Here is a 14799-nt window from a genome sequence, read left to right as displayed (position 1 = left end):
CTGTTAATCAGCGAGCCATGAGGCGAAAGTAAACAATCAGGAGGATAAGTTATGCTGAAGCAATTATCGATTTACGCAGAAAATAGAAAGGGCACATTTAAGCACGTCACCGGAATTCTTGAGGAGGAGAACATCAATATTCTTGGTTCCGTAACCAATGACAGTGCAGAGTATGGAATTATCCGTATGGTTGTATCTGCTCCGGACAAGGCGGTAACGGCACTTGAGAAGGCGGACTATTTATGCAAACTGACTGACGTGGTGGGCGTTGAGATGGCGGATGAAGTGGGAAACCTTCATCACCTTTTGATGGCTCTCTCGGAGAGCAACATCAATGTGGATTACGTTTACCTGTCATTTAACCGTGATTCCAACAAGCCGATCCTGATTTTTCATGCAGATGATATCCGGGCGGTCGAGGCGTGTCTGGCGGGAAAAGGGTTTACGGTAGTCTCTTAGGAATATGGGAGGATTACTATGAGAATAGAGGACGCAATCATCGATCTGGGCGATCATCAGCTGCTTCTTAGAAATGCCGGAGAAGAGGAGGCCGAAATGCTGCTGGAATGCTTAAAAACAACGTGCGGCGAGACCAGGTTTCTTGTGAAAGAACCGGAAGAGATCGATTTAACGCTGGATGACGAGCGAAAATTCATACATAATCAGAATGAGTCGAAACAAAATATCATGCTTCTTGGATTTGTCGATGGAGAGTATGTCGGAAACTGTTCCCTGATGGGGATGGAACAGGGCAGATATCACCATCGCGTCAGCCTGGGGATCGCGCTGTATCAAAAGTATACCAGCCGCGGCATTGGAAAGGCGATGATCGGGAAGCTGATTGAAATTGCGAAAGAGCATCAATATGAACAGATCGAGCTGGAAGTCGTAGCTGATAATCAAAGAGCGATAGCTCTCTATAAGAAGATGGGTTTTGAAATCTTCGGGACATTTCCGAACAATATGAAGTATAAGGATGGGACTTATGCAGACGCATATTGGATGATGAAACGATTATAACAGACAGGTTTGAGCTGTTTAAAAATGCAGCAGAATAGAGAGTCTGGCTTGCCGGACTCTCTATTCTGTTTCAGAACACGCAACTGACCGTGTCCGTTTACCGTGGCCGTTTATTTCTTGCCGGAGAGACTGCTGGAAAACCTGGCCGCCATCCGGTAAAACAGGTTCCTGGGTAAGAACCTGACGAGAGTCCGTATCATCTTTGCACCGGTGTCAGGTACGGAGATGACTTTTTTCTTAGCGAAATCTTTCATGGCGTCAGCGACGATGGCGTCGGGATCGCGAAAACCGAATAATCCCTTCCTGCTCTTATCCATATGCATTTCAGCGCTTTCATGAAAATGTGAATCAATAAATCCGGGGCAGACGGCCTGTACCCTTATGTCCGTACCGGAGAGCTCCATATATAAGCCTTCGGTAAAATTTATAATATAGAGCTTCGTGGACGAATAAAGAACATTGTGCGGGAGAACGGCAAAGGCGCCGTCCGATGAAATGTTAATGATGGCCCCGGAATTCCTTCGTACCATGCCCTTTAGTACAAACTGGGTCAGCTTCGTCACACACCAGACCTGCAGATAAAGCATCTTTTCCACATCCGTTTCCGGGGTATCGACAAAGGCCGGTTTTAGCCCGAAGCCCGCGTTGTTCACCAAAATATCGATGGTTCGATCTCCGATTTGGGAGAGGAACCGATTGATCCCGTCTAAGCTGGACAGCTCTGCGATTATGACCTCCACGTTCACATGGAATTGATTTTGCAGGCTTTCCGCATTTTCCCTGATCATGTTTTCCCGCCGTCCGGTTATGATTAAATTGCATCCTTTGGAAGCAAAGTATCTGGCATAGCTGAGCCCAAGACCGCTGGTTGCGCCGGTGATTAATGCTGTTTTACTCATTGATAAGACTCCTCTCATTGAACAATGTTCACTCGCTGCCCGAAATGCCTCCCCTGTCAATATCTTTGCTATTACAGCTTCAGCAGTCCGGTAATATAGCCTCTGGCCAATTCTGTTTTCCTTACCGGAGTCAGTTCGTCATCATTCAGAATCGGAAACAGGCCATAAAGTACAAATTTGGAAAAGGATGCGGTATCGGCGACCGCCGCGGTTCCATTTTCATTCAGGCTGTCGAAAAAAGACTTTACATAAGGAAATAAATAATCACAGTTGGACAGAAACAGCAGGCTGTGGAAGGTTTTGTTTTCAGCCTGATGGAAAAATTCATGGTATTTCTCTTTGCCGTCGCGGTCCAGGAATAAGTCCGCAATGTAGTCCAGTAATCCGTCGATGTCCCCGCGGTATCTCTTTAAAGCCTGAACGATGGGGGCGCAGTAGTCCAGAACGTACTGGGAGACGGCGCTGTCAAATAATTCCTGCTTCGAATTAAAATACCGGTAACAGAGGCCGGGAACGACGCCGATCACTGCGGCAATATCTCGCATAGTCGTTTGTTCATACCCCTTTTCTGTAAATGCCCGCATGGCGGCGTCCATAATTTCCTGTTTTCGCTCCTCCGGCGGCTTGGAAATCCTTATTTTTTCTTCCTTCACGGTATCACCTCTCTTCTCTGAAATCATTGTAGCACTTGAGTGAACGAAGGTCAATGAATAATATTCACTGGATAAAAATAGATTCGATTGACATTCCATAAAAAGATTTGTATAGTAGTCTACGGAAAAGAACGCATTCCGATTGAATGATCAGATGCGCTCTGGAGACAATATAATAAATAAGAAGACGAGGTGCGCAATGACAAAGGAAAAGGCAACGGCAAAGGATACCGAATTTTCACTAACCGCCGTACCGCCCCAGCTGAAGCGTCAGGGGCTGTGGGCTGCAATGGTTGTGCTGGTGGGGTTCACATTTTTCACGCCCAGCATGACTGCGGGAGGAAATTTAGGAATCGGCATGAATGCAGCCGGATTTGCGGCGGCAATGCTGATCGGCAACATCTTTTTAGGGATTTACTGTGGTATATTGGGGTATATCGGGCAGAAGACGGGTCTGACACTGGATTTACTGGCGCACCGATCTTTCGGTGAGGTCGGTTCCTTTCTCCCATCAGCCTTAATCAGCTTCACACAGATCGGATGGTTTGGCGTGGGTGTCGCCATGTTTGCGATCCCGGTATCGGAGCTGACTCATGTGCCGGTTGCGATTCTGATTATCATTACGGGCATCGTGATGACGCTTACCGCCTATTTCGGTATCAAGGCGCTGGCGGTTCTTGGATCCATTGCGGTTCCGCTCATTGCCATTCTGGGTATTTATTCTGTCAGCTGGGGTGTCAGGGAGGTTCACGGTTTTGCGAATGTCTTCGCACAGAACCCGGAGAATCCGATTTCGCTGGCGGCTGGCATTGCCATCGTGGTTGGATCTTTTATCTCGGGAGGAACGGCGACGCCAAACTTCACCAGATTTTCCAGGACGCCGAAGACTGCGGTCACGGCGACGGTGGTAGCTTTCTTCGTAGGAAATTCCATCATGATGATATTTGGAGCCGTTGGCGGCGCTGTTACGGGAGTTGCGGATATCTTTAATATTCTGATTTTACAGGGACTGGCGGTTCCGGCGATTATTACGCTGGGACTCAACATCTGGACGACCAACAATAACGCGCTTTACACAGCCGGCCTCGGAGTATCCAATATTACCAAGGTTCCCATGAAGCCCATGGTTTTAGCGGGAGGTCTGGTTGGAACGGCGACGGCTGTCTGGCTTTACTATAATTTCGTCGGTTTTTTAAATCTGCTGAGCGGGATGATCCCTCCTGTCGGCGCGGTGATCATTCTCCATTACTTCTTCCACAAAAAGGATTATATGGACGAGTCCTATCCGCATACAGCAGTGAATCCGGGCGGGATTTTAGCGGTGGCTGGCGGGGCGCTTGTAGGAATCTTTGTCCAGTGGGGGATTAAGCCGTTGAATTCTTTGCTGGTCGCGGCTGTGATTTTTGTGATTATCGACCGTATTTTTGGAAAACGTTCATCCAGTACTAAATAGGAGAGGAGAACCGTTATGCTTATAAAACAGATCTTGATTGAAAATGGAAAAGAGGCTTCTGATATCCGCGTGTCTAACGGAGTATTTGAAGCGATAGCGCCTGCATTGGAACCGCTTCCGGGTGAGGAAGTGATCGACGGTACCGGGAAGTCTGCATTTCCACCGTTTATCGAAAGCCACGTTCACTTAGATACCTGCTTAACGGCCGGGGACCCGGTGTGGAATATGTCGGGCACCCTGTTCGAGGGGATTGAGTGCTGGTCGAAGCGGAAGGAAAAGCTGAGCAGGCAGGACGTCAAGGAGCGCGCCCGGAGGGCGGTGCAGATGCAGGCGGCGGGTGGCGTTCAGTACGTAAGAACCCATGTGGATGTGACAGACCCATCGCTGACAGCCATGGAAGCCATGCTGGAACTGAAGGAGGAATTGAGAGACTATGTGACCATTCAGATCGTCGCATTTCCTCAGGAGGGAATCTTAAGCTACCCGAATGGCAAAGAGCTGCTGGAAAATGCGGTAAAGATGGGAGCAGACTGTGTGGGTGCGATCCCCCATTTTGAATTTACCAGGGAATACGCCGTGGAGAGTGTCAATTACTGTATGGAACTGGCGGAGCGCTACGACCGCCTGGTGGATGTACACTGCGATGAGATCGATGATGAGCAGTCCAAGGGACTGGAGGTTCTGGCCTGCCGTGCTCTGGAAAGCGGATTAAAAGACCGGGTAACCGCCAGCCACACCACGGCCATGCACAGCTATAACAACGCCTACTGCAGCAAGCTGTTCCGCCTGCTTAAGATGAGCGACATTAACTTTGTCAGCAATCCTCTGGTAAACACCCATTTACAGGGAAGATTTGACAATTACCCACGCCGCCGCGGCATAACCCGGGTGAAGGAACTGCTGGCCAACGGCAATAACGTTTCCATGGGCCACGACGATATCTTCGATCCCTGGTATCCACTGGGCGACGGCAATATGATGAGCGTGGTCCACATGGGTCTTCACGTGTGCCAGATGATGGGATACGAGGAGATTTTAAACAGCTATAAGCTAATCACCCATAACGCGGCGCGGACGCTGAATCTGGGAGATACCTATGGAATCAAGGTGGGAAATCCGGCTGACTTTATTGTGCTGAACCAGACGGATTTCTATCAGGCGCTGAACAAACAGAGCGAGGTACTCTTAAGCTACCGGGAAGGCAGGCTGATCGCCAGTACGAAGCCGGCTGAGAAAAATGTGTTATTTTAGATGCAAAAGGAAAAGGACGATACCCGGTATGGGATCGTCCTTTTTAGAACACTTTAGAACTGCACTATTGATATAAACAACAGGTATCATATGTATTGTATTACGATTTATAAAAATACAAACCCCACAATGAGAAACAGGAGCACGTTTGCAATGTAAGAATATTTAAAATATTTCCCGTGATTACCTTTCAGTGTTTTAAAGTGTGTAATATGGAAAATCAGCAGCGCGGTGTTAAGGATGAAATAAACCATTAAGATAGTCAGGAATCCATAGGAAGCGCTGTTTTTAAATGCATCCGGCAAAGTCATTGCTCCAATCAGGCCAAATAAAAAGATAGGGGCTGATATGATCCACCCGATAATTATAACAATTTTTCTTATAATAGAATTTACGGGACGTCCGGCAGATACAGGTTCAGATTTACGGTTCGTCAGCTTGTCAGTATCAGGCCGTATAGGCGAAACCGGCGGTGGACTTGCCTGGGGCTGCACGGAGGGGGCATTTACCGATTTATCACTTTCCTGAAGGACATAGCCGCAGCCTTCGCAGGATGTGCCTAATTTCCCGACTCTTCCGCAATAAGGACATATTTTATTCAACTTTTTTCCTCCCAAATGAGCATATAAAGTAATTATAAAGCATATGTCTGAAAAGTCAATAATACAGTGTAAATCGGCAGAATAAAATGGATACGCCGAAAAAATGGTCATAACAGGCGCATTTTTCGCATAAACTATAACAGAATGATATGGGAGGGAAAACCATGACAATTTATCCTGTTTGTACAAGCCTGATGAGATACCGTTTGTTTGTAAACTGTATGGAACGCTACTATCGCTATAAAATGAAGCGGCCCTGCTTCCTCATAATGCAGAACAGCAGGTGGACCGTGGTTACGCTGGAAATGTAACAGCAGCTTTATAATCCTACATATTTATATTTACAATCATGCATGGAGCGTGACAGGAAGGGGCCTTTTGGCCTCTTTTTTCTATATTTCACAGAAATTTCATAATTACTCTATTGTAATCCTTATTGAGTAAGAGTATAATACCTAATTATTAATTAGCTAACTATCACATAACTAATTATTCCCCATATGATGAGGAAGGGAGGCGGAAAAACATGAAATCTTGTGGCAGCGGGCCATGCCATGACAGCAAGTGGCTGGATTCTTCGGCTCATCACGTGCTGACGCAGTACATCAGAATTATGAAGCTGCACCGGAGCATTCTGGAGCAGCGGCTGAATAAGACTGGAGTCTACAGGAGCCAGCATCAGATTTTAACAACCCTGGCGGAACATTCCAACGCGTCCCAGAAGGAAATCGCGGAATATTTAAACGTCACCGCGGCAACCATAGCGGTGTCGGTGAAAAAACTGGAAAAGGGCGGTTATATCACGAGAATTGTGGACCAGGAAGACAACCGGTACAACAAGCTCTGTCTGACGGAGGAAGGGCTCGATGTCGTGGAACACAGCCGGCAGTTTTTTAAAAACGTGGAAAATCAGATGTTTCTGGGATTCACGGAGGAAGAGTTTCAGGCCATGGAAGGGTATCTGGAGCGCATTTATGCGAATTTGTCCGACATAACGACTAAGACAACGACAAAAAAGGAGGATTCATAACGTGAAGCGATACTGGAAATATATAAAGCCCTATTGGGGCTCATTTCTGCTGGCACCGCTTTTGATGCTGACAGAGGTATTTGGTGAGATCATGCTGCCAAAGCTGATGTCACTGATTATTAACAATGGTGTGGCAAACAGGGACACCAGCTATATCATAGCCGTGGGCGGCGTGATGGTGGTTACGGCCTTTGTTATGGCCGCGGGCGGAATCGGAGCGGCCTATTTCTCATCAAAGGCCTCCATCTGTTTCAGCTCCGATTTGAGAAAAGACGTATTTGACAAGGTACAGCAGTTTTCCTTTAAAAACATAGACGATTTCAGCAGCGGTTCCCTTGTAACCAGGCTGACCAACGACATTCAGCAGATTCAGAACGTGCTGATGATGAGTTTGCGTTTGATGTTCCGCGCGCCCGGCATGCTGATCGGCGGCCTGATCATGGCGTACTTAATGAACCGCAGGCTTGTGACGATTCTTCTGGTCGTGATTCCTCTTCTTCTGATCGCGATTGCCATCATTTTGAAGACGGCGTTTCCGCGGTTCGAAGTGATGCAGAAGAAGATTGACCGGTTAAATTCAGGTGTTCAGGAAGCGCTTACCAATGTGCGCGTCATCAAATCCTTTGTCCGGGAAGACTATGAGGAAGAAAAATTCCGCCGGACCAACGCGGACTTGAAGGAAGGCAGCCTGCGGGCCATGAAGATCGTAATCGCGACCATGCCTGTCATGATGCTGGCTATGAACGTGACGACGCTGGCCGTCGTCTGGTACGGCGGAAATTTAATTATCGGCGGCTCCATGCCGGTCGGTGATTTGACCGCATTTACCACATATATCGTTCAGATCCTGATGTCCCTCATGATGGTATCCATGGTGTTCTTACAGGCCTCCCGTGCCATGGCTTCGTTAAAGCGTGTCCGGGAAGTCCTGGATACGGAGATTGACTTAACGGATGAGCACGCGGCAAGAAAGGACGCCGTCGTGACGGAAGGCCGGATTGAATTTAGAGATGTCTGTTTCCAGTATGCGAAGGACACCGACGAGATGGTGCTGGATCATATTAATTTTACCGCCAATCCGGGAGAGACCATCGGTATCATCGGTTCCACGGGAAGCGGAAAGACGTCCCTCGTCCAGCTGATCCCCAGACTCTATGACGCGGATCGCGGCCAGGTGCTGGTGGACGGTATCGACGTCCGGGATTATTCCATCCGGAATTTAAGAGAAGGCGTCGGCATGGTTCTTCAGAAAAATGTCCTGTTCTCCGGAACGATTGCAGAAAACCTGCAGTGGGGCAGTGAGGACGCGACCATGGAAGAAATCCGTGCAGTGGCCGAGAGTGCTCAGGCAGACGGATTCGTCACATCCTTCAAGGATGGATACGAGATGGATTTGGGCCAGGGCGGCGTCAACGTCTCCGGCGGCCAGAAGCAGAGGCTCTGTATTGCGCGCGCCCTGTTAAAGAAGCCGAAGATCCTGATTCTGGATGACAGCACATCGGCTGTCGATACAGCTACGGAGGCAAAGATCCGCGAGTGCTTCCAGACCACATTAAAAGATACGACAAAGTTCATTATCGCCCAGAGAATCGGTTCCGTAGAGAGTGCGGATAAGATTATTGTTATGGATGACGGAAAGATCGTGGGAATGGGAACCCACGAAGAACTGATTAAATCCTGCGAAGCTTACCAGGAGATTTATTATTCACAGAGAGACCGGGAGAAGGAGGCGAGCGCGTAATGGATAATCAGAAACGGGTAGAGAGTTTAAAAAGGCGCTACGGCAGAAATGTAGCCCCGGCAAAAAGGCGCGGCCCCATGGGCGGTCCGGGCCACGGAAGACAGCACGGTAAGGGCGGAATGCCGAAAAACAGCAGGGAGACCATCAAACGACTGCTGTCCTACTTAAATGGATATAAGCTCCACATGGGGCTGGCATTTTTCTGTGTCATCGTCAATACGGTGGCGACCTTAACCGGTTCCTATATGCTGAGACCAATTATCAATAAATATATCGCTCCCATGGATGGAAGCCGCGGAAGCGTTGGCGGTCTGGCCGCTTCCCTGGTATTCATGGCGGCCATCTACTTCATCGGCGTAGTCGCCAACTATGCGCAGTCGAGAGTCATGCTGACGGTGGCACAGAATGCGCTGCAGAAGATCAGGGATGAGCTCTTTACAAAGATGCAGAAGCTTCCGGTACGTTTTTATGATACGAACAACAACGGTGACTTAATGAGCCGTTTTACCAACGACGTGGATACCGTGGGACAGATGCTGAGCAGTACGCTTGTGCAGCTGTTCTCAGGTGCTTTAAGCATAGTCGGCACGCTGGCCCTGATGATTTACACCAACATCTGGCTGACCCTGGTAACCGTCTTTATGATTCCGTTGATGATGAAGGCAGGCGGTTATGTGGCAGGAAAGAGCCAGAAGTATTTCTCTGCACAGCAGACCTCCCTCGGCGCCGTAAATGGTTATATAGAGGAGACGATCAGCGGCCAGAAGGTCGTGAAGGTCTTCTGTCATGAGGACATCGCGGAAGAAGAGTTTGAGATTTTAAATGAAGATTTACGTGACAACATGATCAAGGCGCAGTTCTTCGGCGGCATGATGGGGCCTGTTATGAGCAACTTAAGCCAGTTGAACTACACGCTGACGGCGGCGATCGGCGGTCTGCTCTGTGTGCTGAGAGGATTTGACGTCGGCGGCCTCACCGTATTTTTAAATTTTTCCAGACAGTTCTCCAGGCCGATCAATGAGATATCCATGCAGATCAGCAACGTGTTCTCGGCGCTGGCCGGTGCGGAGCGTGTGTTTGCAGTTATGGATGAGGAGCCGGAGCCGGTGGATGACGGCGACGCGGTGGTGATGAATCCAATGAAGGGCTATGTGGAGCTGAAGGATGTTACCTTTGGCTATAACCCGGAAAAGACGATTCTGAAGGATATCAGCCTCTATGCGAAACCGGGTCAGAAGATCGCTTTTGTAGGTTCCACGGGAGCAGGCAAGACGACGATTACCAACTTACTGAACCGGTTCTACGATATTCAGAGCGGCTCCATCACCATCGACGGTGTCAATATCCGTCATATAGGCCGCGACAATCTGCGCCAGAATATCGCCATGGTTCTTCAGGATACCCATTTATTTACGGGGACGGTCATGGAAAATATCCGGTACGGCAGACTGGATGCCACCGATGAGGAGGTAATCCAGGCGGCAAAGACGGCCTCGGCGTATTCCTTTATCATGCGTCTGCCCCACGGCTTCGACACTGTGCTGGAAGGCGACGGAGCGAACTTAAGCCAGGGCCAGAGGCAGCTTTTAAATATTGCCAGAGCAGCCATCTCCAAGGCGCCGATCCTGATTCTCGATGAGGCCACCAGCTCGGTCGATACCCGTACAGAGAAACATATCGAGCACGGCATGGATCGTCTGATGGCAGACAGAACTACATTTGTCATTGCCCACCGCCTTTCCACAGTGCGCAACGCCAATGCCATTATGGTACTGGAAAACGGAGAGATCATTGAGCGCGGGGATCACGACGATCTGCTGGCTCAGAAGGGCCGGTATTATGAACTCTATACTGGGGTGAAGGAATTGGATTAATGATAACTTTGCACAGTTACCCCTTATGGTGAATATGAGCCGTATGAGATATTGTCAGATCGAAATCAATTTGAACAGTGTGTATTAAGTATGTAATAGAAGGCAGGCGGATACGCGGCTGAATGACAGCCGTGTCCCGCCTGCTTTTTCTTTGCCGTAAGACTGGTACCTCCCTTCGTAAATACGCCGGGAGGCACTAACCTCCACTCTCAAGATACTGCCATTCTGAAATCGCGCCTCCTTTACATGATTAAGGATTACTTAAGAAAAAGCATAGTTTATCATTAGATATATCCGTTGACAATATATATTATATGAAATATAATATGTGTATATGAAGCATATATAAAACACATAAATGTGATTAAAAATCGGCTGTTCAGAATTAATTGTTCAGAAATAATGAGAGGAGGCAGGATGGTATGGTGTATCAATTGACGCCGACGCTGTTGGACGCCATGGTACTGGCGATCGCAGAGGGAGAAGATGCCTACGGCTACATGATCGCCCAGCGGCTGAGAAACATAGCGAGTCAGAAGGAGTCCTCCCTGTACCCGGTTTTAAAGAGACTTTTGGAGGCGGGGTTTCTGGAGACGTATGACCAGGAGTACCAGGGAAGAAACAGAAGATATTATAAGATTACAGAGGCGGGCAGAGGGCAGCTTTTATTCTACCGGAAAGAGTGGGATGAGTTTAAGACTGCGGCTGACGAAATTCTCGTTGGAGGTGAAGAAGATGAGCAGGAATGAGTATATGAAAGAGCTGGAGCTGGCGCTTAGGCGTCTTCCGAAGGCGGAACGGGAGGAAGCTCTTTCCTATTATAACGAATATTTTGATGATGCGGGACCTGAACGGGAAGCGGAAGTCATAGAGGAGCTGGGTGACGCAAAGGAGAGTGCGGCTCAGATCGTAAAGGAACTGGCCCTCAAGCGTCTGGAGGAGCCCAAGCCGGAACGGGCCGCCAGGAAAGGATTGTCCACGCTCTGGATCGTGCTTCTGGCACTGTGTGCGGCTCCCATCGGACTGCCCCTCCTGCTGCTCGTTGTGGTCTTCGGCCTGGCCATGGTGCTTATGGTCTTATCTATTTTCGTTGCGCTTTTCCTCAGCGGAGTAGTATTTGTGGCTGTTGGAATCGTGAGTATCGTGGCAGGTTTCTATTTCATTCCGTCTCAGCTGGCCAGCGGAATCTTCATACTCGGCACGGCACTGGGAGAATCGGGAGTGGGACTGCTACTGATCTGCGCCGGATGTGCAAGCTGTAAGTATATTTACCAGGGCATGGCCGGTTTTACAAAAAGACTGCTGACGAGGGGGGACAAAAAATGAAGAAAATCATGAAGGTTACCATGGCTGTTGCGGGTGTCTGCATCGTGGCTGGTCTGGGACTGTCTCTGGCCGGATATGCCATGGGCGGAGAGCCGGGCTTCTGGATCGGCCGGAATGGGATGTATACCAACCAGCAGGCGCGGAATTTAAATGCTGAAAAGCTGGTTGAGCTTGAGAAAACAAAGATCGACCCGTTCACCTCCATGGATGTCCGGGTGAACTATAACGGTATTAAGATAAAGCCGTCAGAAGATGATTCCTACTACCTGGAATACCATCTCTATATAAGAAATAAAGAGCCTGAATACACAATAAAGAATGGAATCCTGAGTTTTACCTGTGTCCCGGAACCAACTAGCAGCGAGACATGGGGATCGGCCGGTTTCCTGGTGATAGAGGGCAGCTATGTACACGACCGGGAGGATGGCAGCGTAACGATTTACGTGCCGAAGGACACTCCCATGGAGGCGGTAAAACTCTATACCAGCGACAGCAGCGTAATCTACGACGGTCCGGATACCAAAACACTGGATATCACATCGAAATACGGCAGCATCGATTTAAATGGCATAAAGGCCGAGACGGCTTACTTTACCGCTTCCGACGGGACCATTCACTGTGACAGCGGTACGTTTACTTCTCTCGATATCCTCAACAAGTATGGAGAAACGGATTTAAATAGTATTGAGGCTGACCGCCTGGATATTGATGCCTCCGACAGCCAGATTGTATTAAAGGATATCGTGTCCAGGAATATTACCGTGACTAACAAATATGGAAGCGTCAAGGGCCGCGCAGTAGTTGCGGATTCGCTGACCATGAAGCAGTCAGACGGGTCCTGCGATATCAGAATGGCTGATATAAAGAACGGAGACTTTGAAAATAAGTACGGCGACATCACTCTGGAGCTCACAGGCGCCGAGAAGGATTATAATTATGATCTTATGATGAAGTACGGAGATATTAACTTAAACGGCAGAAATACGAGTGAAAAAGATTTGAGAGAGAATAACGGGGCGGACAAAAACATCGCTATGACGGCAAATGATGGATCGATGCGGATCCTGACAAAATAGTGTGTGGGGGGGCGAATGCTGCGCCAAAGAGCCTGAGGAGAGCAGGAGGGGGACGGGGGCAGACGAACAAAAGGGTTCTTGTTTCCTCGGTGGCAGGAAGTAAAGCAGAAAGACAGGAAAAAAGGGCAGATCGTGCAAACTACGGAGAACTCCTGAAGGACTTCTCCTCCGTGTCCACTTGAAATCTGGCTTGGAGGCCAGATTTCACCACCCTTTTTTCCTGTCTTTCTGCTTAACTTCCTGCGAACCTCGGAAAAGGAACCCTTTTGTTCGTCTGCCCCCGTCCCCCTCCTGCTCTCCTCAGGCTCTTTGGCTGTGTATTGGCTCCTTAAGTTAAAAAACAATAGTCTTTTCCAGCGTTCTCAGTTCCCCGACGGAAGTCCATCTATGTTCCTCCACCTCTTTGTGGAGCCAAGTGCCAGCGGACTTTTTCACAACCTGGCCGGAAAAGGGAGTGCGGGACCCCTGCGGAGGGGGGGGGATTCTCCCTTAGTCCCACCCCCTCGGAATCCCTGAACCTTTCTCTCCCGGCCTCCCGCGCGCCCTTTTCCTCGATACCCTACGCAAAAGTCCACGTTTCTTCAATCCACACCCCCCATCAAAAATTGACATGGTATTTTCAACCTGATATACTGTCCCTGTGTGCCGTGCATGAGCCGGAAGGAAGCGGGCATTTTCCTGAGAAATGCTTGCTTATTTCCGGCGGACGAAATGGAGAAAGGAAGGAAAAAATGGGACAAATTACGGTAGAAATCTGCTGCGGGAGCTATTATGATGCGCTGGAGGCGGCAGCTGGCGGCGCGGAGAGAATCGAATTAAACAGCGCGCTGGCACTGGGAGGGCTGACCCCTTCCATGGCTGAACTTCTGCTGGTAAAACGGGAAACACCTCTAAAAGTCATCGCCATGGCTAGACCGAGAGGCGCCGGTTTCTGTTATGGGGTATCGGACTTCAAACAGATGTTTTTTGACTGCCAGATGATGATGGGACACGGAGCGGATGGAATCGCATTCGGCTGCCTGAAGGCGGACGGAACCATTGATTTATCTCAGACGGAGCTGATGGTGAAGGCCATCCGGGAAAAGGGCGGAGAGGCAGTGTTTCACCGTGCATTCGACTGTGTGAAGAATCCGTTTGAGGCTGCGGAGCAGCTGGTTTCACTGGGCGTGGACCGGATTCTGACCAGTGGGCTGAAAAGCAAGGCTCCCGATGGCTGGCAGATGTTAAAAGAACTACAGGATCGTTTTGGAGACAGGATTGAGATACTCGCAGGCAGCGGCATCAACGCGGGCAACGCGAAAGAGCTGACAGAGAAAACCGGCATTGCGCAGGTCCACAGTTCCTGCAAGGACTGGATCGTTGACCCAACCACGGTGGGAGAGGAAGTGTCCTACTCCTACGCGGATTCCCAGCACGCAGCCTGCTTTGAGGCGGTGGCGAGAGACAAGGTGGCAGAGCTGCTTTCCTCTGTCAGATAGTGGTGTATTTATTAAATTTTCTAATATATAATTACCTGAAAGACCTGAAAAATTATTAGATTATCATCGCTGAAGCCGGAATTAGACAGGGGAATTGAATAAAATTTTCACAATGGAAATTTCGGAGGCAGAATCGATTTATCATATAAAAAGGGGGGCGGCGGCACCGCAGCAGAAATATTTTAAGATAATTGTATTTATATAAATACAAGACATAACCTGGGTTAATAAGTTTCGTCACGATTTTAACAAGGAATTCTTGTGTTCCATCCCTGTATTTATCTGATAAATGGAAGAATTTCCATAAAGAACACAGTATACAATGTGTAAGTTTCAATTGTTTCGATTCCTGAATTATGTTATACTGTACAAGATGGCAAAAATGCGATTGTCATA

The 14799-nt window shown here is 48.8% G+C and carries 15 protein-coding genes; 12 read left to right on the top strand and 3 right to left on the bottom strand.

All coding sequences use genetic code 11. From position 1 onward, the window contains the following. Window positions 1-51 precede the first annotated feature (51 nt). Complete coding sequence (locus H8S75_RS09115; protein WP_002600162.1) at window positions 52-459, top strand: ACT domain-containing protein; 408 nt, start codon at window positions 52-54, stop codon at window positions 457-459. Between the two features lie 18 nt (window positions 460-477). Then, window positions 478-1020 carry a GNAT family N-acetyltransferase gene (locus H8S75_RS09110; RefSeq protein ID WP_187020927.1) on the top strand — a complete coding sequence of 181 codons (543 nt, stop codon included), beginning with the start codon at window positions 478-480 and terminating at the stop codon, window positions 1018-1020. A 110-nt stretch (window positions 1021-1130) separates the two neighbouring features. Here the strand turns inward: H8S75_RS09110 and H8S75_RS09105 are convergent, their stop codons facing one another. Both H8S75_RS09105 and H8S75_RS09100 read right to left on the bottom strand, forming a co-directional pair. After that, window positions 1131-1919, bottom strand: a complete 789-nt coding sequence (locus H8S75_RS09105) for an SDR family NAD(P)-dependent oxidoreductase (RefSeq protein ID WP_187020926.1) — start codon at window positions 1917-1919, stop codon at window positions 1131-1133. 71 nt (window positions 1920-1990) lie between these two features. Continuing rightward, window positions 1991-2572: a TetR/AcrR family transcriptional regulator gene (locus H8S75_RS09100; protein ID WP_349768893.1), complete on the bottom strand. Its 582-nt coding sequence runs from the start codon at window positions 2570-2572 to the stop codon at window positions 1991-1993. Between the two features lie 199 nt (window positions 2573-2771). On the opposite strand from H8S75_RS09100, the gene codB reads away from it, so the two are divergent. Together codB and codA are read left to right on the top strand one after the other, a co-directional pair. Continuing rightward, the gene (codB, locus tag H8S75_RS09095) at window positions 2772-4025 is read left to right on the top strand and encodes a cytosine permease (protein ID WP_187020922.1); all 1254 of its coding nucleotides are present in this window, start codon (window positions 2772-2774) and stop codon (window positions 4023-4025) included. A gap of 15 nt (window positions 4026-4040) precedes the next feature. Next, complete coding sequence (codA, locus tag H8S75_RS09090) at window positions 4041-5276, top strand: cytosine deaminase (RefSeq protein ID WP_187020921.1); 1236 nt, start codon at window positions 4041-4043, stop codon at window positions 5274-5276. 107 nt (window positions 5277-5383) lie between these two features. Here codA and H8S75_RS09085 read toward each other — a convergent pair whose 3' ends face one another. After that, complete coding sequence (locus H8S75_RS09085) at window positions 5384-5878, bottom strand: hypothetical protein (protein WP_187020919.1); 495 nt, start codon at window positions 5876-5878, stop codon at window positions 5384-5386. Between the two features lie 164 nt (window positions 5879-6042). Here H8S75_RS09085 and H8S75_RS09080 point away from each other — a divergent pair, with 164 nt between their 5' ends. The 8 genes from H8S75_RS09080 to H8S75_RS09045 all read left to right on the top strand — a co-directional run bounded on the left by H8S75_RS09080 (window position 6043) and on the right by H8S75_RS09045 (window position 14403). After that, complete coding sequence (locus H8S75_RS09080) at window positions 6043-6189, top strand: hypothetical protein (RefSeq protein ID WP_002600154.1); 147 nt, start codon at window positions 6043-6045, stop codon at window positions 6187-6189. Window positions 6190-6404: 215 nt separating this feature from the next. Beyond that, window positions 6405-6908: a MarR family winged helix-turn-helix transcriptional regulator gene (locus H8S75_RS09075; RefSeq protein ID WP_002600153.1), complete on the top strand. Its 504-nt coding sequence runs from the start codon at window positions 6405-6407 to the stop codon at window positions 6906-6908. 1 nt (window position 6909) lies between these two features. Then, window positions 6910-8649, top strand: a complete 1740-nt coding sequence (locus H8S75_RS09070; RefSeq protein WP_187020917.1) for an ABC transporter ATP-binding protein — start codon at window positions 6910-6912, stop codon at window positions 8647-8649. Then, on the top strand, window positions 8649-10523 hold the full coding sequence (locus tag H8S75_RS09065) for an ABC transporter ATP-binding protein (RefSeq protein ID WP_187020916.1): 1875 nt from the start codon (window positions 8649-8651) through the stop codon (window positions 10521-10523). The genes H8S75_RS09070 and H8S75_RS09065 overlap by 1 nt, the downstream gene beginning before the upstream one ends. Window positions 10524-10945: 422 nt before the next feature. Further along, entirely contained in the window at window positions 10946-11272 is a 327-nt protein-coding gene (locus H8S75_RS09060; protein ID WP_002600150.1) for a PadR family transcriptional regulator, read from the top strand. After that, window positions 11259-11849 carry a DUF1700 domain-containing protein gene (locus H8S75_RS09055; RefSeq protein WP_187020914.1) on the top strand — a complete coding sequence of 197 codons (591 nt, stop codon included), beginning with the start codon at window positions 11259-11261 and terminating at the stop codon, window positions 11847-11849. Before H8S75_RS09060 ends, H8S75_RS09055 begins: the two co-directional genes overlap by 14 nt. Continuing rightward, window positions 11846-12925, top strand: a complete 1080-nt coding sequence (locus H8S75_RS09050) for a DUF4097 family beta strand repeat-containing protein (protein WP_187020912.1) — start codon at window positions 11846-11848, stop codon at window positions 12923-12925. The genes H8S75_RS09055 and H8S75_RS09050 overlap by 4 nt, the downstream gene beginning before the upstream one ends. A 731-nt stretch (window positions 12926-13656) precedes the next feature. Continuing rightward, window positions 13657-14403, top strand: coding sequence for a copper homeostasis protein CutC (locus H8S75_RS09045; RefSeq protein ID WP_187020910.1), 747 nt, complete (start codon window positions 13657-13659; stop codon window positions 14401-14403). Window positions 14404-14799: the final 396 nt, after the last annotated feature.

Origin of the sequence: Hungatella hominis, assembly GCF_014288005.1 — a bacterium.
Taxonomy (GTDB): Bacteria; Bacillota; Clostridia; order Lachnospirales; family Lachnospiraceae; genus Hungatella; species Hungatella effluvii.
Note: the sequence above shows the minus strand (reverse complement) of the source record. Positions and strands in the feature narration are given on the sequence as shown.